16 protein-coding genes and 5 tRNA genes are annotated in these 18,408 nt (G+C 66.9%); 4 read left to right on the top strand and 17 right to left on the bottom strand.

All coding sequences use genetic code 11. From position 1 onward, the window contains the following. Window positions 1–10: 10 nt before the first annotated feature. Entirely contained in the window at window positions 11–1,603 is a 1,593-nt protein-coding gene (gene aceB, locus HWX14_RS00820) for a malate synthase A (RefSeq protein ID WP_175881171.1), read from the top strand. Window positions 1,604–1,734: 131 nt separating this feature from the next. Here the strand turns inward: aceB and HWX14_RS00815 are convergent, their stop codons facing one another. Further along, window positions 1,735–2,148, bottom strand: coding sequence for a gamma-glutamylcyclotransferase family protein (locus HWX14_RS00815; protein WP_175881170.1), 414 nt, complete (start codon window positions 2,146–2,148; stop codon window positions 1,735–1,737). Between the two features lie 281 nt (window positions 2,149–2,429). On the opposite strand from HWX14_RS00815, the gene HWX14_RS00810 reads away from it, so the two are divergent. Next, window positions 2,430–3,311 carry a helix-turn-helix transcriptional regulator gene (locus tag HWX14_RS00810; RefSeq protein WP_175881169.1) on the top strand — a complete coding sequence of 294 codons (882 nt, stop codon included), beginning with the start codon at window positions 2,430–2,432 and terminating at the stop codon, window positions 3,309–3,311. Window positions 3,312–3,336: 25 nt separating this feature from the next. Here the strand turns inward: HWX14_RS00810 and HWX14_RS00805 are convergent, their stop codons facing one another. From HWX14_RS00805 to gltX, 7 genes are all read right to left on the bottom strand, one after another. Then, window positions 3,337–3,801: a GNAT family N-acetyltransferase gene (locus tag HWX14_RS00805; RefSeq protein WP_175881168.1), complete on the bottom strand. Its 465-nt coding sequence runs from the start codon at window positions 3,799–3,801 to the stop codon at window positions 3,337–3,339. A 330-nt stretch (window positions 3,802–4,131) separates the two neighbouring features. Then, a tRNA-Asp gene (locus tag HWX14_RS00800) sits at window positions 4,132–4,208 on the bottom strand. 73 nt (window positions 4,209–4,281) lie between these two features. Continuing rightward, a tRNA-Glu gene (locus tag HWX14_RS00795) sits at window positions 4,282–4,357 on the bottom strand. 65 nt (window positions 4,358–4,422) lie between these two features. Further along, window positions 4,423–4,499 (bottom strand) — tRNA-Asp (locus HWX14_RS00790). Between the two features lie 80 nt (window positions 4,500–4,579). Continuing rightward, a tRNA-Glu gene (locus HWX14_RS00785) sits at window positions 4,580–4,655 on the bottom strand. 138 nt (window positions 4,656–4,793) lie between these two features. Beyond that, a tRNA-Ala gene (locus HWX14_RS00780) sits at window positions 4,794–4,869 on the bottom strand. Window positions 4,870–4,996: 127 nt separating this feature from the next. Beyond that, a complete protein-coding gene (gene gltX / locus HWX14_RS00775) occupies window positions 4,997–6,406 on the bottom strand; it encodes a glutamate--tRNA ligase (RefSeq protein WP_175881167.1) in 1,410 nt (469 codons plus the stop codon). A gap of 278 nt (window positions 6,407–6,684) precedes the next feature. Between gltX and HWX14_RS00770 the strand changes: the two genes are divergently transcribed. Beyond that, window positions 6,685–7,602 (top strand): patatin-like phospholipase family protein, encoded by a 918-nt coding sequence (locus tag HWX14_RS00770; protein ID WP_175881166.1) that lies wholly within the window; start codon window positions 6,685–6,687, stop codon window positions 7,600–7,602. Between the two features lie 159 nt (window positions 7,603–7,761). Here the strand turns inward: HWX14_RS00770 and HWX14_RS00765 are convergent, their stop codons facing one another. From HWX14_RS00765 to HWX14_RS00725, 9 genes are all read right to left on the bottom strand, one after another. Continuing rightward, entirely contained in the window at window positions 7,762–8,433 is a 672-nt protein-coding gene (locus HWX14_RS00765) for a C40 family peptidase (protein WP_175881165.1), read from the bottom strand. A 128-nt stretch (window positions 8,434–8,561) separates the two neighbouring features. Further along, window positions 8,562–10,190 carry a dipeptide ABC transporter ATP-binding protein gene (locus HWX14_RS00760; RefSeq protein ID WP_175881164.1) on the bottom strand — a complete coding sequence of 543 codons (1,629 nt, stop codon included), beginning with the start codon at window positions 10,188–10,190 and terminating at the stop codon, window positions 8,562–8,564. Further along, window positions 10,187–11,284: an ABC transporter permease gene (locus HWX14_RS00755; protein WP_175881163.1), complete on the bottom strand. Its 1,098-nt coding sequence runs from the start codon at window positions 11,282–11,284 to the stop codon at window positions 10,187–10,189. The genes HWX14_RS00760 and HWX14_RS00755 overlap by 4 nt, the downstream gene beginning before the upstream one ends. Window positions 11,285–11,332: 48 nt before the next feature. Next, entirely contained in the window at window positions 11,333–12,376 is a 1,044-nt protein-coding gene (locus HWX14_RS00750; RefSeq protein ID WP_175881162.1) for an ABC transporter permease subunit, read from the bottom strand. Window positions 12,377–12,428: 52 nt separating this feature from the next. After that, a complete protein-coding gene (locus HWX14_RS00745; protein WP_175881161.1) occupies window positions 12,429–14,303 on the bottom strand; it encodes an extracellular solute-binding protein in 1,875 nt (624 codons plus the stop codon). Between the two features lie 140 nt (window positions 14,304–14,443). Further along, the gene (locus tag HWX14_RS00740; protein WP_027784809.1) at window positions 14,444–14,800 is read right to left on the bottom strand and encodes a hypothetical protein; all 357 of its coding nucleotides are present in this window, start codon (window positions 14,798–14,800) and stop codon (window positions 14,444–14,446) included. 265 nt (window positions 14,801–15,065) lie between these two features. After that, window positions 15,066–15,731 (bottom strand): winged helix-turn-helix domain-containing protein, encoded by a 666-nt coding sequence (locus tag HWX14_RS00735; RefSeq protein ID WP_175881160.1) that lies wholly within the window; start codon window positions 15,729–15,731, stop codon window positions 15,066–15,068. Between the two features lie 19 nt (window positions 15,732–15,750). Next, a complete protein-coding gene (locus tag HWX14_RS00730) occupies window positions 15,751–17,142 on the bottom strand; it encodes a HAMP domain-containing sensor histidine kinase (protein WP_175881159.1) in 1,392 nt (463 codons plus the stop codon). Window positions 17,143–17,153: 11 nt separating this feature from the next. Next, window positions 17,154–17,828, bottom strand: a complete 675-nt coding sequence (locus HWX14_RS00725) for a response regulator transcription factor (RefSeq protein ID WP_175881158.1) — start codon at window positions 17,826–17,828, stop codon at window positions 17,154–17,156. A gap of 218 nt (window positions 17,829–18,046) precedes the next feature. On the opposite strand from HWX14_RS00725, the gene HWX14_RS00720 reads away from it, so the two are divergent. Then, window positions 18,047–18,346 carry a DUF4148 domain-containing protein gene (locus HWX14_RS00720; protein ID WP_175881157.1) on the top strand — a complete coding sequence of 100 codons (300 nt, stop codon included), beginning with the start codon at window positions 18,047–18,049 and terminating at the stop codon, window positions 18,344–18,346. Window positions 18,347–18,408 lie beyond the last annotated feature (62 nt).

Raw genomic sequence — 18,408 nt, 5'->3', positions numbered from 1 at the left:
GATGAGACTCATGAGCACCCCGATCACGCTGCCGCAAGGCATGACGATCACCGGCGAAATCAAGCCGGGTTACGAAGCGATCCTGACGCCCGACGCGCTGGCACTCGTCGCGTCGCTGCATCGCACGTTCGAATCGCGCCGCCGGACGCTGCTGCAGGCGCGCGTCGAGCGCACGAAACGCCTCGACGCGGGCGAGCGCCCCGACTTCCTCGCCGAGACGAAGGCGATCCGCGAAGGCGACTGGAAGGTCGCGCCGCTGCCGGCCGACCTGCAATGCCGCCGCGTCGAAATCACGGGCCCGGTCGAGCGCAAGATGATCATCAACGCGCTGAACTCGGGCGCCGATTCGTACATGACGGACTTCGAGGATTCGAACGCGCCGAGCTGGACGAACCAGATCGACGGCCAGATCAACCTGAAGGACGCGGTGCGCCGCACGATCTCGCTCGAGCAGAACGGCAAGTCGTACCGGCTGAACGACAAGGTCGCGACGCTGATCGTGCGTCCGCGCGGCTGGCACCTCGACGAGAAGCACGTGACGGTCGACGGCCAGCGCGTGTCCGGCGGCATCTTCGATTTCGCGCTGTTCCTGTTCCACAACGCGAAGGAACTGATCGCGCGCGGCTCGGGCCCGTACTTCTACCTGCCGAAGATGGAAAGCCATCTCGAGGCGCGCCTGTGGAACGACATCTTCGTCGCCGCCCAGGAAGCGATCGGCGTGCCGCGCGGCACGATCCGCGCGACGGTGCTGATCGAGACGATCCTCGCCGCGTTCGAGATGGACGAGATCCTGTACGAACTGCGCGAACACAGCTCGGGCCTGAACGCCGGCCGCTGGGACTACATCTTCTCGGCGATCAAGAAGTTCAAGAACGACCGCGATTTCTGCCTGGCCGAGCGTTCGAAGATCACGATGACGGTGCCGTTCATGCGTGCGTACGCGCTGCTGCTACTGAAGACCTGCCACAAGCGCAACGCGCCGGCGATCGGCGGGATGAGCGCGCTGATTCCGATCAAGAACGATCCGGAAGCGAACGACAAGGCGATGGGCGGCGTGCGCTCGGACAAGCAGCGCGACGCGACCGACGGCTACGACGGCGGCTGGGTCGCGCACCCGGGCCTCGTGCCGATCGCGATGGAAGAGTTCGTCAAGGTGCTCGGCGACCAGCCGAACCAGATCGCGAAGCAGCGCGACGACGTGCAGGTCGAAGGCAAGAACCTGCTCGACTTCCAGCCGGAAGCGCCGATCACCGAAGCCGGCCTGCGCAACAACATCAACGTCGGGATCCACTATCTCGGCGCGTGGCTCGACGGCAACGGCTGCGTGCCGATCCATAACCTGATGGAAGACGCGGCGACGGCCGAGATCTCCCGCTCGCAGGTGTGGCAATGGATCCGTTCGCCGAAGGGCGTGCTCGACGACGGCCGCAAGGTCACGGCCGAACTCGTGCGCGAATTCGCGAAGATCGAGCTCGACAACGTGAAGCGCTCGGTCGGCGGCAACACGCAGCCGTACGAACGCGCCGCGGCGATCTTCGAGCAGATGTCGACGTCGGAAGGCTTCACCGAATTCCTGACGCTGCCGCTGTACGAGGAAATCTGACGACCCGCACGCTGCGATCGTCGGCCGGCCCCGCGCCGTGCCGCCGGTCGCATGCGGTGACGGCATGAAAAAAGCGCCCCGCGGGGCGCTTTGTCTTTTGCGGCGAATCCAGCCGCCGCCCGCAGGCGTGCTCAGGCGGCTTCCTGCTCGCGCCGGTGCTGGACCCAGTCGCCGGACGCGATGCGCGGGCGCCCGACCGCCGCGTGCGCGGCGACCGGGTAATACAGGCAGATGTACTCCCGGCCGCCGAGCTCGACGGTCACCTGTTCCGGCTTGAACAGCGAGTCGACGCCCGGGTAGACGCGCTCGATCTCGTCGAGCACCGGGACGAGCTGCTCGTCGACCTCGTAGACGTCGCCCCAGACCAGCGACTTGCCGGCCGGCCCGGCGATCATGCCCGGATAGGTGCCGAAATCGACCAGTTCGCCCGGCAGCGCGGCAGCACCCAGCAGCGTCGGCGCGGCGATGCCGTGGCGGGCGGCCGCATGGCCGATGTCGTTGGCCTGTCCGGCTCTCAAGGTGCCATAGACGAATACGTGGCGCATCGTGGTTCTCCTCTTCGATTCGTGTGTTGCCTGTTTACGTGCGATCGGTGCGCGATGGGCGCGACGTGGCGCACGCATCGGTAGACCGCGATACCGGCCCGATGGTTCGAACCGGCGGCGCGACCGGTAGTGGGCAACCGGCTGCGGGCAGCCGTCCCGGGTTCGCCGATGCCCACACAAAGTTCATTTGAAACCGGCATGATGGCCCGAAAAACCGCCGCATGCGCATGCGCTGCGCCTTCTAAAATAACGGCATCGCCGCCGCGCCGCCCGAACCGTTCATGAATCCGCCCGCTCCAGCCGACGTATCGAACCCGTACGACGTCATCGACATCCCGCCGGAATTCGCGCCGACCGCCGTCCATCCGATGCGCGTGCGCGCACGGCAGGTCGATGCCGGCCGCCGCATTCCGCTGCACACGCATGCGTGGGCGCAGCTTGCGTACGCGTCGCGCGGCGTGTTGCGCGTCGCGACGACCGGCACGACGTGGATGGTGCCGCCGTCCCGCGCGATCTGGGTGCCGCCGCGCGTGACGCACGAAGTCGTGATCGTCGAAGAGGCCTATTTGCGCACGCTGTATATCGACGAGTCGATCGTGCCGGGCGGGCTCGATGCATGCCGCGTCGTCGAGGTGACGGGGCTGCTGCGCGAGCTGATCGTCGCACTCGACGCGCGCGACCTGAGCGCCGCGCGCGAGCGCCTGCTGTGCGGGCTCGTGCTCGACGAGCTGAGTCACGCCGAACCGTTGCCGCTCGCGGTGCCGATGCCCGACGAGAAACGGCTGCGCCTGCTGTGCGAATCGGTACTCGCGCACCCCGCGCATGCGGAGTCGCTCGAGCACTGGGCAAGCGAGGTCGGTGCGAGCACGCGCACGATCTCGCGGCTCTTCAAGCAGGAACTGGGTGTGAGCTTTTCGCAGTGGCGCCAGCAGGCGCTGCTCGCGCGGGCGATCCCGCTGCTGAACCAGGGGCGCCCGCTGTCGCACATCGCGCGTGAGCTCGGCTACCAGAGCCAGAGCGCGTTCTCGGCGATGTTCCGCCGCGCATTCGGCGAAAGTCCGCGTGCGTTCATGCTGCGCGGCTACGAGCATCGAGGCCCGGAAGGCGGCGTCGCGGAAAATGAAGCGCCGGACGACGACGGCGCGTTCGACACGGCCCGCTGATCGCCCACGCCGGCGCGCCGGACCGTCAGACCGGCCGCACCATGTGACGAATCGACCCGAGTTGCGCAAGCCGCGGCCCGGTGACGCGGTAGCCCATGCGCAGGTACAAATGCGCGGCAGGATTGTCGACGAACACGCGCAACTGCAGTTCACTCAGCCCGCGCGCACGCGCCCAGCGATGGGACATCTCGAGCATGTAGGTGCCGGCGCCCTGCCCGCGATGGCCGGCCGCGATCTGCACGTCGCGGATGTGCAGCGAATCGCCCTCCTCGGTCACGCGCAGCACGCCGATGCGCTCGCCGTCGGCCTCGAGGATGAAGTTCTCGGATTCGCGCCAGCTCGCGTAGAACAGGTCGCTGCGCCACACGAGCCCATGGCGCTTGTAGTAGCCGCCCATGTTGCCGTGCGTCAGCGCTTCGGCATACGGAAAGTCGCCGGGCTCCGCGGGCCGGAGCTGATACAGGAGTCGCAGGTCGGTCGGATCGAGCATCGCGCAGGAGTCAGAAACGCATCCCGCCACGATAGCGCAGTCGCGTGCGGATGCAATCGCGAATTTCTCGTAGCGGCGCGGCGCGATGCAGCACGCGGTGTGGGGTGTGAGCAGAAGGCACCGCGAACGACGCAAATGAAAAAGCCCGCACGAGGCGGGCTTCTTCATTTTCTGGCGGAGCGGACGGGACTCGCCTACATCCCGCAGCCCTTCGAGTCCCGCCGGAAGCCGCGCAGGCGGCTTCCTCCGCTCCGCAGTCACGCGCACGCTAGCGTGCGCTTTCAACGACGCAAATGAAAAAGCCCGCACGAGGCGGGCTTCTTCATTTTCTGGCGGAGCGGACGGGACTCGAACCCGCGACCCCCGGCGTGACAGGCCGGTATTCTAACCGACTGAACTACCGCTCCAGTCTTGCTGCTTGCCTGGCAGGCGTCGGTTACTTCCTGCCGGCGCGTCGTTTGTTCGAACGACGCCGAAATCTGGCGTCCCCTAGGGGATTCGAACCCCTGTACTCACCGTGAAAGGGTGATGTCCTAGGCCTCTAGACGAAGGGGACAACGTACTGCTTACATCCTTAACGAGAAAGCCCGTTCAAAAAACGCTTTTGAACGGGCTTCGTTCTGGCGGAGCGGACGGGGCTCGAACCCGCGACCCCCGGCGTGACAGGCCGGTATTCTAACCAACTGAACTACCGCTCCAGCTTTTCTGCACCACCGCCTGCAGGATCTCGTCACCTTCCTGCACGCGTTGCGACACTTCCATGAAACGCCGCTGAATCTGGCGTCCCCTAGGGGATTCGAACCCCTGTACTCACCGTGAAAGGGTGATGTCCTAGGCCTCTAGACGAAGGGGACATAATCTTTTCAGATTTGTCTGACTTTCGCTATTGACTTCTGGTCAACAGCGAAGGCCGAAATTCTAACTGCTTTGAATCATTTTGTGAAGCATTTATTACTGCCGCTGCTTCGCAAATCAATCCAAATTTGTTCTGTTGGTGGAGGTAAGCGGGATCGAACCGCTGACCTCTTGCATGCCATGCAAGCGCTCTCCCAGCTGAGCTATACCCCCTTGCAGAACAGAAATGAGATTATATGGACCGATTCTGAACTTGTAAATACCCTTTTTACGATTCACACGAAATTTTTTGCGAAGCCGCCGCGCGCATCGCGCGGACAGCTCCGCTCGCGCACGAACGTCAGGCCAGCACAGCCTCGATGCGCGACACGACGACGTCGCGACCGAACAGCACGAGCACCGCATCGATCGACGGCGTGTGCGTCGTGCCCGCCACCAGCAGACGCACCGGCATCGCGAGCTGCGGCATCTTCAGCTTGTGCGTGGCGAGCGTCGCCTTCAACGCGGCGGACACCGCTTCCTTCGTCCAGTCGGCTGCCTTCAGCGCGGCGACGAGATCGGCCAGCGCCGGTCGCACCGCGTCGGTCACGTGCTGCGCGATCGCGTCGGCTTCCGGTGCCGGCACACGGTAGAACATCGCGGCGCCTTCCGCGATCTCCTTGACCGTCGTCGCACGATCCTTCATCAGGCCCACCACCGCGTCGAGCGCGGGGCCCGTCGCGATCGCTGCGTCCTCAATGCCGAGCGCGTCGAGGAACGGCTTCGCGAGCACCGCAAGGCGCGCGTTGTCGGCTTCCTTGATGTAGTGCGCGTTCAGCCAGCTCAGCTTGCTGTGGTCGTACTGCGCGGGCGACTTGCCGAGATGCTCGAGATCGAACCATTCGACGAACTGCTCGCGCGAGAAGATCTCGGCGTCGCCGTGCGACCAGCCCAGGCGCGCGAGATAGTTGACGACCGCTTCCGGCAGGAAGCCCGCGTCGCGGTACGCCATCACGCTCATCGCGCCATGCCGCTTGCTCATCTTCTCGCCCTGCTCGTTCAGCACGGTCGGCAGGTGCGCGTAGACGGGCGGCTCGCCGCCGAGCGCGTTCAGGATGTTGATCTGGCGCGGCGTGTTGTTCACGTGGTCGTCGCCGCGGATCACGTGCGTGATGCCCATGTCCATGTCGTCCACCACCACGCAGAAGTTGTAGATCGGCGTGCCGTCCGGGCGCGCGATCACGAGATCGTCGAGTTCCTCGTTCGAGATCTCGACACGCCCCTTCACCGCGTCGTCCCACACGACCGTGCCCGTCAGCGGATTGCGGAAGCGCAGCACCGGCTTCACGCCGGCCGGCGGCTCCGGCAGCACCTTGCCGGGCTCCGGGCGCCACGTGCCGTCGTAGCGCGGCTTCAGGCCGGCTTCGCGCTGGCGTTCGCGCAGCGCGTCGAGTTCCTCGGCCGACATGTAGCACGGATAGGCGAGGCCCTTCTCGAGCATCTGCGCGAGCACTTCGCGATAGCGGTCCATCCGTTGCATCTGGTAGATCGGGCCTTCGTCGAAATCCAGCCCGAGCCATTGCATCCCTTCGAGGATCGCATCGACCGCTTCCTGCGACGAGCGCTCGACGTCGGTATCCTCGATGCGCAGCACGAACGTGCCTTTCATCTTGCGGGCGAACGCCCACGGATAGAGTGCGGAGCGGATGTTGCCGAGGTGGATGAAGCCGGTGGGACTCGGCGCGAAGCGGGTACGGACAGGACGGGTCATAAACGGTAACTCGAACGCCTGGGGCGCATGAATGATTCGACGCGGGACGACGACGGCAGCCCGGACAGCAACGGAGCCGGCGACGCCCGGAACGGGAAAGAAGCCGGAATTATACTCGCGCCGGACATCGCGCCAAGCGCGCCGCTTGCTTTATGATGTGCGCGCCGCGGCCGCCAGCCGGCGCGGCGCCGGCTGCACGGAACCCGCTGCGCGGCCGCTCGAAACCTATCGCCGCGCGGGCCGTGTGACCCGCCGTCAAGCCGCCGGAGAACCATTCGATGTCGTCCCCTCGCCTGTCGCGCCGCCACTTCACGATCGCGTGCGCGTCCGCCAGCCTCGCCGCCTGTACGTCCTTCGGCGACAAGTCCCGCCCCGGCACGGCACTCCCGCAGGAGAAGCCCGTCAAGATCGGCATCGCGCTCGGCGGCGGCGCCGCGCGCGGCTTTTCGCACATCGGCGTGCTGAAGGCGCTCGAGGCGCGCGGCATTCCGATCGAGATCGTCGCCGGAACGAGCGCGGGCTCGGTGGTCGGCGCACTCTATGCGTCGGGCATGAACGCGCTGCAGATCAACAAGATCGCCCTCGACATGGATCAGGCGTCGATCAGCGACTGGGCGCTGCCGTTTCGCTCGCGCGGCCTGCTGCAAGGCGTCGCGCTGCAGAACTTCCTGAACAAGACGCTCAACAACCGGCCGATCGAGAAGATGGCAAAGCCGCTCGGCATCGTCGCGACGGACCTGCAAAGCGGCCAGCCGATCCTGTTCCAGCAAGGCAACACGGGGCTCGCCGTGCGCGCGTCGTGCAGCGTGCCGTCGGTGTTCGAGCCGGTGAAGATCGGCAATCGCGAATATGTCGACGGCGGCCTCGTGAGCCCGGTGCCCGCGTCGTACGCGCGCAAGATGGGCGCGAGCTTCGTGATCGCGGTCGACATCTCGGCCCGGCCGGACGGCGCGGCGACCAACAACCCGATCGAGATGCTGCTGCAGACCTTCACGATCATGGGCCAGACGATCAAGACCTACGAGCTCGACAAGTACGCGGACGTCGTGATTCGCCCGAACCTCGCGGCGATGGGCGGCAGCGACTTCAACCAGCGCAACGCGGCGATTCTCGCGGGCGAGGAAGCGGTCGCGCGCATCATGCCGGAACTGCAGCGCAAGCTCGCGGCGGCACGCGGCGTGGCTGTGGCCGCGTAAGCCGCGATGGGCGGGAGGCCGCGGCACGCGGCGCCGCCTCCCGGCCGCCGACGGAACGATTTCCGCTTGGTCGCCCACGCCAGCCCCAAAACAAAAAACCCTGCCGCCTTTCGGTGACAGGGTTTTTCATTGTCCGGCCTGATGACCGGCCGGCGAACGTCAGTTGTTGCCGTTCGCCGAATCGTCGCCGAGCGTCGCGCGCACGCGGCGCAGGTCTTCGGGCTTCATCGGGAATTCCGATTCGATCCGGCGCGCGCCGGTGAAACGCTTTTCCCAGTAGCCGCTGTCGAGATCGTCGACGCGGACCGTGCTGCCCGTCGACGGCGAGTGCACGAACTTGTTGTCGCCGATGTAGATGCCGACGTGCGAGAACGTGCGGCGCATCGTGTTGAAGAACACGAGATCGCCCGGCTTCAGGTTGCTCATGCTCACCTTCTCGCCGACGCGGCTCATTTCTTCCGCGCGACGCGGCAGCGACATGCCGAGCGTGTCCTGGAACACATAGCGCACGAAGCCGCTGCAATCGAGGCCCGAATCCGGCGAGTTGCCGCCCCAGCGATACCGCACGCCGATCATGTTCAGCGCACCGACGACCACGTCGCCGGCCTTGCCCGCCATGCCGGCAAGGAACGACTTCGCGCCGCCGCTCGACGGCTGCGCGCTGGCCTGCTGGAGGGAGGAACCCGACCCGATCTGAGTCGAATTGTTGACATTCTGGTTAAAACTGCTGACTTCGTCGGCGAACGCGCCGGGTGCTGCTGCGAACAGGGCGCCGATGAACAGCCCGGCGATGGTGCGCGCGCATGCCTGGGTCAGGGATCGATGCTGCATTGGTCGATGGAATGTGCTTAAAAATCAGCTGATTGGCGGAAAATTTCGGTCGATACTAGCCAGCGCGTAATCGTTTGTCAAAACAAATTAATAAATACAATCGAGATGGTCAGACCATTGGACGCCTATCACGCTTTCCAGACCGCTTTCAACAGCTTTTGTGTGTAAGGATGTGACGGTCTGCCGAAGACGTCGGACACCTCTCCCGACTCGACGACGGCGCCGTCCTGCATCACCGCGACGCGGTGCGCCATCGCGCCGATCACCTCCAGGTCGTGGCTGATGAACACATAGCCGAGGTTGTATTTCTGTTGCAAATTCGCGAGCAGCTTCAGCACCTGCTGCTGGATCGACACGTCGAGCGCCGACGTCGGCTCGTCGAGGATCAGGATGCGCGGCTCCAGCACCAGCGCGCGCGCGATCGCGATCCGCTGGCGCTGGCCGCCCGAGAATTCGTGCGGATAACGGTGCAGCACCGTGCGGTCGAGGCCGACTTCGCGCAGCACCGCGAGCGACTTCGCGCGGCGCGCGTCGGGCGTCATGTCCGGGCGATGCAGCTCGAGCCCCTCGCCGACGATCCGCTCGATCGTGTGACGCGGCGAAAGCGAACTGAATGGGTCCTGAAAGACCACCTGCATGTTCGAGCGCAGCGCGGTCTGTTCGCGGCCGCGATAGGTCGACAGCGCGCGTCCCTGGAATTCGATCTCGCCGCCGGCCGTCTTCTGCAGCCCGAGCAGCGCCATCGCGAGCGTCGACTTCCCCGATCCCGATTCGCCGACGATGCCGAGCGTTTCGCCCTGCCTCACCGACACCGACACGTCGGCGACGGCCGTCACCGGCACCGTGCCGAACCAGCCCGCGAAGCCCGGTCGCTTGCGCGCGAACTGCACGCTCACGTGGCGCGCGTCGAGCACGACGGGCGCGATCGGCATCACCGGCGTGACCGCGCGTTGCGGCCGGCTGTTCAGCAGCCGCTGCGTATACGGATGCTCGGGCGCCGCGAAGATCCGCTCGACGGGCCCGCTCTCGACGAGCCGGCCATGCTCCATCACCGCGACGCGCTGCGCGAAGTGCCGCACGAGATTCAGGTCGTGCGTGATCAGGAGGATCGCCATCCCGCGCTTTTCCGCTTCGTCGCGCTGCAGCTCGAGCAGCAGGTCGACGATCTGCGCGCGGATCGTCACGTCGAGCGCGGTGGTCGGCTCGTCGGCCAGCAGCAGGCGCGGCCGGCACGCGAGCGCCATCGCGATCATCGCGCGCTGGCGCTGTCCGCCCGACAACTGGTGCGGGTAGCTGTCGACGCGCTTCTCCGGCTCCGCGATGCCGGTGCGCGCGAGCAGCGCGATCGCCCGCTTGCGCGCCTCCACGGCCGATACGCCGTCGTGCAGCACGATCGTCTCGCCGATCTGCACGCCGATCGTATACAGCGGGTTGAGCGCCGTCATCGGCTCCTGGAAGATCATCGCGATGTCCGAGCCGCGCAGCCCGCGCATCTCGCGCTCGCTCTTGGCCGCCAGGTCCTGCCCGGCGAAACGGATCGCGCCCGTGACTTCGGCGTCGCGCAGCAACCGCAGGATCGACAGCGCGGTCACGCTCTTGCCGGACCCCGATTCGCCGACGAGCGCGACCCGCTCGCCGCGCCCGATCGCGAGCGTCACGTCGTCCACCGCGACCGTGTCGCCGAAACGGACGTGCAGATGCTCGAGCGACAGCAGCGGTTCGCCCGTGTTCGCGTTCGCCACGATCGGCTCGCTCATCGCTGGCCTCCCGCTGCGCGCACCGAATCGGCGATCCGCGTGTCGAGCGCGTTGCGCAGCGCGTCGCCCATGAAGGTCAGCAGCAGCAGTGTCGCGACCAGCACGCCGAACGTCGACAACGAGATCCACCACGCGTCGAGATTGCCCTTGCCCTGCGCGAGCAGCTCGCCGAGGCTCGGCGTCGGCGGCGGCACGCCGAGCCCGAGGAAATCGAGGCTCGTCAGCGCGAGGATCGAGCCGCTCATCCGGAACGGCAGGAACGTGATCACCGGCGTCAGGCTGTTCGGCAGCACGTGGCGCCAGATGATCTGCCCGTTCGTCAGCCCCATTGCGCGGGCCGCGCGCACGTAGTCCTGCGTGCGGTTGCGCAGGAACTCCGCGCGCACGTAGTCGGCGAGGCCGATCCAGCCGAACAGCGACAGCAGCACGATCAGCAGCAGGAAGCTCGGCTCGAAGATCGACGCGAAGATGATCAGCAGGTACAGCTCGGGCAGCGAGCTCCAGATCTCGATCAGCCGCTGCCCGACGATGTCGATGCGCCCGCCGAAGAAGCCCTGCACCGCGCCCGCGGCGATCCCGAGCAGCGTGCCGATCACGGTCAGGATCAGCCCGAACTCGACCGAGATACGGAATCCGTATACGAGCCGAGCGAGCAGGTCGCGGCCTTGCGCATCGGTGCCGAGCCAGTTCTCGCGCGACGGCGGCGCCGGGTTCGGCACGGTCGAGAAGTAGTTCAGCGTGTCGTAGTAATAGCGGTTCGGCGGATAGACGACGAAGTTGCCGGGCGCCTCGAGCCGCTTGCGCACATACGGATCGAGATAGTCGGCCGGCGTCGGGAAATCGCCGCCGAAGGTCGTCTCCGGGTACGCATGGAACATCGGGAAATAGGTCTGGCCGTCGTAGCGCACGACGAGCGGCTTGTCGTTCGACCACAGCGGCGCCGCGAGGCTCGCGGCAAAGGCGACGACGAAGATCCAGAAGCTCCAGTAGCCGAGGCGCTGCTGCCGAAAGCGCTGCCACACGCGACGGGCCGGCGACGGCGACACGCGCGCACGCGCGGCGTCGATGCGGGAAGATGCGACGGCCCGGTTCATCGCGCGCCTCGCCCGATGGCGCCGGGCATGCGGATGGCTCGTTTCATGTCAGCGTTCCAGGTTGTCGAATTGAATGCGCGGATCGACCCACACATAGCAAAGATCGGAGACCAGCTTGGTCGCGAGCCCGATCAGCGTGAACAGGTACAGCGTGCCGAGCACGACCGGGTAATCGCGCCGCACGACCGACTCGTACGACAGCAGCCCGAGGCCGTCGAGCGAGAACAGCGTCTCGATCAGCAGGCTGCCGGTGAAGAACGCGCCGATGAACGCGGCCGGGAAGCCGACGATCAGCGGCAGCATCGCATTGCGGAACACGTGCTTCCACAGCACGTTGCGCTCGGAGAGCCCCTTCGCGCGCGCGGTCAGCACGTATTGCCGGCGGATCTGGTCGAGGAACGCGTTCTTCGTGAGCATCGTGACGACCGCGAAGCTGCCGACGACCGACGCGGTGATCGGCAGCGCGATGTGCCACAGGTAGTCGAGCACCTTGCCGACGAGCGACAGCTGCGCGAAGTTGTCCGACGTGAGGCCGCGCAGCGGAAAGAGCTGCCAGAACGAGCCGCCGCCGAACAGCACGAGCAGCAGCACGCCGAGCACGAAGCCCGGAATCGCATAGCCGATGAGCACGACGAGGCTCGTCGCGACGTCGAACGGCGAACCGTTGCGCACGGCCTTCGCGATGCCGAGCGGCACCGAGATCAGGTACGTGAGGAAGAACGTCCACAGCCCGATGCTGATCGACACGGGCAGCTTCTGCACGACCAGCGACCACACGCTCTGGTGGCGGAAGTAGCTGTCGCCGAGATCGAAGCGCGCGAAGCGCTTCAGCATCAGCCAGTAGCGTTCGAGCGGCGGCTTGTCGAAACCGTACAGCGCCTTGAGCTGCGCGAGCTGCTGCGCGTCGACGCCGGTGTGCGCGCGCATCCCGAACGGCGTCGCGCCCTGCTCCGTCGCGCCCTTGCGCAACTCCTGCACGGCCTGCTCGACCGGGCCGCCCGGCACGAACTGGATCACCGCGAACGTGAGCGTCAGCACGCCGACGAGCGTCGGGATCATCAGCAGCAGGCGTTTGAGGATGTAGCTCCACATAGGGCGTCGACTCGTGATCGGATGGCTGGGTTGGACGGAGGGCCGGCGCGGGTCAGTGATCGGGCTTCGCCCACCAGGTCGACACGACCCAGCCCTCGGCCGAATAGTACAGCGGCAGCGTCTGCGGATAGGCGAGCGTGCGCTTGTACGCGACGCGGTGCGTCGTGCTGTACCACTGCGGGACCGCGTAGTAGCCGTGCATCAGCACGCGGTCGAGCGCGTGCGTCGCGTCGAGCAGTTCGTCGCGCGTCTGCGCGGTGCCAAGCGCATGCAGCAACGCGTCGACGGCCGGCGATTTCAGCCCGATGAAGTTGTCGGAGCCCGGCTCGTCGGCGAACTTGCTCGCGTAGCGCGAGTATTGCTCGGCGCCCGGCACCTGCACGCCCGGCAGGCGGATCGTCGTCATGTCGTAGTCGAACGCATCGAGACGTTTTTGCAGCAGCGCGAAATCGGCCGTGCGAAAACGGGCTTCGATGCCGAGCTTTGCGAGGTTGCGCCGATAGGCGGTCACGACGCCTTCCATCGCGCCGCCCGCATCGTCGAGGATCTCGAACGTGAACGGCTCGCCCTTCGCATTGCGCAGCGCACCGTCGCGATAGGTCCAGCCGGCCTGCTCGAGCAGGGCGCGCGCCTTCAGCAGGTTCGCGCGCAGCGAGCCCGGCGGATTCGTGTTCGGCTGCGTGACCATCGGGCCGAACACGGCCGGATCGAGCTGCGCGCGCAGCGGCTCCAGCAGCTTCAGCTCGCCCTCGCCCGGCGTGCCAGTGGCCTGCAGGTCGGTGTCGGCGAAATAACTGTTGAGGCGCGTATAGGCACTGTAGAAGATCTGCCGGTTCAGCCATTCGAAGTCGAACGCAAGATCGAGCGCCTGGCGCACGCGCACGTCGCGGAACAGCGGCCGGCGCAGGTTCATGAAGAAGCCCTGCATGCCGGCGCCGTTATGTTGGCGGAACTCGCGCTTGACGAGCTCGCCGCTGTCGAAACGCTTGCCGACGTCGCGCCGCGTCCAGTTGCGCGCGACGTACTCGACGAGCACGTCGTATTCGCCGGCCTTGAACGCTTCGAGCCGCGCGACGCCGTCGCCGTACAGCTTGTAGACGATCCGCTCGAAGTTGTTCGTCCCGACTCGTACCGGCAGGTCGGCGCCCCAGTACGCGGGGTTGCGCCGGTACGTGATCGTGCGGCCGTTGTCGTAGTGGTCGATCACGTACGGGCCGCTGCCGATCGGCTGCTCGAACGCGAGCTGGTCGAACGGGATGCGCGAGCCGTCCGCGCGCAATCCCCACTTGCGCGAGAACACCGGCACGCCGCCGGCGATCAGCGGCAGCTCGCGGTTCGCGCTGTGGAATTCGAAGCGCACGGTCGCGGAATCAACCACGACGGCCTTCGTGATTTCGGCGAAATACGCACCGAACTGCGGCGCGGCCTGCTTGCTCTTCAGCGTGTCGAACGAAAACTTGACGTCGTCGGCCGTGACGCGATCGCCGTTCGAGAAGCGTGCGCGCGGGTTCAGGTGGAACGTGACCGAGCGGCGGTCCGGCGCGACGTCGATGTCGTCGGCCAGCAGCCCGTACGCGGACGCCGGTTCGTCGGAGCTGCCGGTCGCGAGGCTCTCGAACAGCATGTCGATGCCGGGCGCCGGGTTGCCGCGCATCGTGAACGGATTGAACTTGTCGAACGACGTCAGCCGGCTCGGGTTCGCAAGCACGAGCGTGCCGCCCTTCGGCGCGTCGGGGTTCACGTAGTCGAAATGTTTGAAGCCCGGCGGATACTTCGGCTCGCCGTACTGCGCAATCGCGTAGGCCGCGTGCGCGGCCGGCGCGGCGAGCGCCGCATGCAGCGCCAGCACGGCGGCCGCGCGGCCGGCGGCTCGCAGCGCGCCGAGGCAGGCGCGCGCGGCGGCGGCCCGGGGCGAACCCTTCGTCATAGAGGCCCTGTCGTCGAATGAGGGTAGTAACGTGGAGCGATTCTACCCATTCAATCCGTCGGGCCAAAAGAAAACCGCCACGCGGGCGGTTTCCTCACGAGCCGTTGTCGCGCACGCGGCACGCATGCGCGACCGGTCGATCAGCGCCAGCCGTTGTGACGGCCGTGATCCCAGTGACCGCGATCGTCGCCCCAGCCGCGGCCATGGCGGCGATACCATTCGTCGCGGCCCCAGTAGCGGCGGCCGTCCCAGTAGCGGTCGCCGTGCCAGCCGATCACGATCGCCGGCGCCGGTGCGTACACGGGCGCCGGTGCATAGACAGGCGCCGGCTGGTAGACGACCGGCGGAGGCGGCGGCGCATACACGGGCGCGGGCGCGACGTAGACCGGTGCCGGCACGCCGACGTTGATCCCGACATTGACTCCCGCCATTGCTGCGCCCGACACGAGCAAGGCCGTCATACCGGTCAAGAGCGAGGCAACACGCAAAGTCTTCATGGATTCCTCTTCTGGTTGTGTCATGTGTGATTCGACTATAGCGGCATGCGCCGTCTCCGCATATTTCAAGTTTGTAAGAACTGATGCGCGGCATCGCAACGGGACACGCGCGCTAACGTCTTGTAACAATCGACGGCCGGCGCCGCCGTGCTGCGGCACTTCGCCGACCGGCCGGCGCGCCGCGCCGACGGAGACTCCGCGGGCCTGCAGCCGGCGCCGGAATCGCCAGGATCGTCTTCCAGCCGAGCGCCGATATCCGCCCCCGTCATCCGCCCGTGTCGAACCGGAAACCGAATCGCGCCACCGTTTCGATCCGTGCGGAAAACGCATGCGCGGCCAGCTTGCGCCGCAACCGTACGACCAGCGCATTGACCGTTTCGGGCTCGATGTCCGCATCGCCCCACGCATAACGCAGCACGGCGTCGCGCCCGACCGGCCGCCCCGCTTCGCGCAGCAGGCATTCGACCACGCGAAATTCCCGCGCGCTGAGCGCGAGCCGCCGGCCGCGCTCGTCGAGGGCGCGCGTCGCCGCGTCGAGCCGGATCGATTCACGCATCGCGACGACGCCCGCGCGGCGCCACAGCGCGCGCAATCGCTCGTGCAATTCGACGAACGAACACGGATGGGCCAGGCATACGTCGCAGCCCGCGTTCAGCATCCGCGCACGCTGGGCGGACGTGGTGCCGGCGACGACCGCAGCAATCGTCGCGCTGCCGGCCGACGCGGCGAGCCGCGGCAATCCATCGAGAATCGCCGGCGCGCAAGCGCCATCGGTCGCGACGATCACGATCGCGTCGAACCGGTCCTGCGTCGCCGCGAAACAGCCATCGCGCCATTCGTCGACGCGTTCGACGCCGTGCATGCTCTCTCGAAACGCCTTGTCGAGCCGCGACGCGTCCGGCGTCGGCGGCGCAATCAGCAGGATGCGCATCGATCGGCCTCCTCTTCCGTCACGCGAGCGAACGCGGCCAGCATTCGACCGTGATCGCCGCGCCGGCCGGCTGCGCATCGCCGATCCGCAGCGCGAAACCGTGCACGCGCATCACCGCCGACACGATGCTCAACCCGAGCCCCGAGCCGTTCACGTGGCGCGTGCGCTCGCCGCGATAGAAGCGTTCGAGCACCGCATTGCGCTCGCCGGGCGGGATGCCGGGCCCGGTGTCCTCGAACCGGACGAGCGGACCATGCGGTGTCGTCTGGAGCACGATGCGCACGCGGCCGCCGGGCGGCGTGAACTTGATCGCGTTGTCCGCGAGATTGCTGAACGCCTCGAACAGCAACGCACGATCGCCATGGATGCCGTCGACCGTGGCCGCATCGAGCGCGAACGACACGTCGACGGCCTCGGCCAGCGGCTCGTAAAGCTCGCACACGTCGCGCAGCAAGGCCGCGACGTCGACCGCGGCAAAACCGCCGCGCCGGCTCAGCGTGCCGATCTCGGAGATGCGCAGCATCGCGCGAAAGCGTTCGAGCAGCCGGTCGGTTTCGTCGCGCGCCGAAGCCAGCAGCGCCGCCGACGTGGGTTCGTGTGCGCAGAACGGCTGATCGGCGAGCCGCGCCAGCATCGTATGCACGCGTGCGAGCGGCGTGCGCAGGTCGTGCGCGATCCCGTCGCAGGCATGACGCACCTCGCCCATCAGCCGCTCGACTTCATCGAGCATGTGGTTCACCAGATGCGCGAGCAGATCGAGTTCGTCGTAGCGACCGACCGGCAGCCGCTTGCCGAGATCGCCTTCGGCGATCTGTCGCGTGACGCGCCGGATCGCGGCGACGCGGCGCATCTGCCGCATGCCGAGCATGCTGCCGCCCGCGATGCCGGCGATCAGGATCATCACGCCGCCGATCACGAGCCCGCGGATCGCGACGTCGCGGATCTGGATGAAGTGCGACAGGTCGCGCGCGACGACCAGCATCATCCCGTCGTCGCGGCGCACGGCCATCGCGCGCGCGACCGGCGACGGTTGGCCGTCGAGCAGCGCGAGCGTGCGGTCCAGCGTACGGCCGTGGCGATCGGTGTGCAGCGCGGGCGGCATCGCGATGTCGCCGGCCACGCGGCGCCCGTTCGCATCGAACAGCCCGTAGAAATTCGTATGCATGTGCTCGTGCTCGAGACGCCGATGAATCGCGAGCGGCAGCTCGGCATCGGGAATCGAATCGAAATAGATCAGTTGCCACGCGAGCACCTCGTCGGTGTCGCGCGTCATCGTGTGCGTCGCGGCCACGCTGATCACGCCGGCGAGCAGCAGCAGCGAGACCGCGAAGATCGCCGCGTACGCGCACAGCCAGCGAAACGTCGTCGTATGCCAGCGGCGCGTGAAGTTCGCCGCGCGGGCTGCATCCATCCGAGCCTCCGTCAAGCGAGCATGTAGCCCGACCCGCGCACCGTCTGGATCATCGGGTTCGCGCCGGGCGGATCGATCTTCTTGCGCAGCCGCCCCATGTGGACGTCGATCAGGTTGGTGCCGGGATCGAAGTGATAGCCCCACACGGCCTCGAACAGCATCGTGCGCGTGATCGTCTGCCCCGCGTTGCGCATCATGAATTCGAGCACCCGGAACTCGGTCGGCAGCAGCGGAATCTCGTCGGCGCCGCGGCGCGCGCAGCGCGAAATGAGGTCGAGCTCGAGCGCGCCGACCTTCAGCAGCGTCTGCTGCGGCACGCCCGACGCCTGCCGGCGGCGCAGCAGCACTTCGATGCGCGCGCTCAGTTCGCCGGAATCGAACGGCTTCGTCAGGTAATCGTCGCCGCCCGCACGCAGCCCGCGGATGCGCTCGTCCACGTCGCCGAGCGCGCTCAGCATCAGCACCGGCGTATCGATGCCGACGGTGCGCATCGCGGTCAGGATCGCGAGGCCATCCGCGCCGGGCAGCATCCGGTCGAGCGTGATCGCATCGTACGATGCGCTCATCGCACGCATCATCCCGTCGCGGCCGTTGTCGATCCAGTCGACCTCGAAGCCGCGCGCGGTCAATTCGCCGACGATTTCGCTCGCGGTCACCGCATCGTCCTCGACCGTCAGTACTCGCATGGTTGTCCTCGCAATGAACGTCAAGACGGGCGCGTACGACGCGCCCGCCACTATCGTAAGCGCGGCGATCGCCGTGCGGCGCCAGATGAAAATAGCTTCATCCGGCATCGCGACGGGCGCGCATGAAACATGTTTCATCCGTGCGTCGCCGGCCCTGCGACCGCGGCCGCCTACGCTGACGTCATGCGGCATCGGGCCGCGCAACCAGGAGCTACCGGATGAAACTGTCGACCACCGTCGCCTGCATGCTGCTCGCATGCGCGAGCACCGCCGCGTTCGCGGGGCCGCACCTCACCCCGCAGGAATGCAACGCATACCCGTTCGTGCACACGGGCAATGACGTCACGCGTGCGGACCTCGTGCGCGAGCTGACCGAGCTCGAACAGGTCGGCTACGACCCCGCCCACGCGAGCCCGTACTATCCCGACGATCTCGACGGCGCGAAGCATCGGCTCGCCGCCGAGTACCGCGCCGACTGCACGCATGCGCTGACCGCCGATGCGGGTGTGCGGCACTGACCGCACGGCCCGGCGCAACGCAGCAGGAGAAAAACAAAAAGGCGGCACATGCCGCCTTTTCG

The organism is Burkholderia sp. BCC0044, from assembly GCF_902832955.1.
GTDB lineage: Bacteria > Pseudomonadota > Gammaproteobacteria > Burkholderiales > Burkholderiaceae > Burkholderia.
The sequence above is the reverse complement of the archived record's forward strand: the minus strand, read 5'-3'. Positions and strand labels throughout refer to the sequence as shown.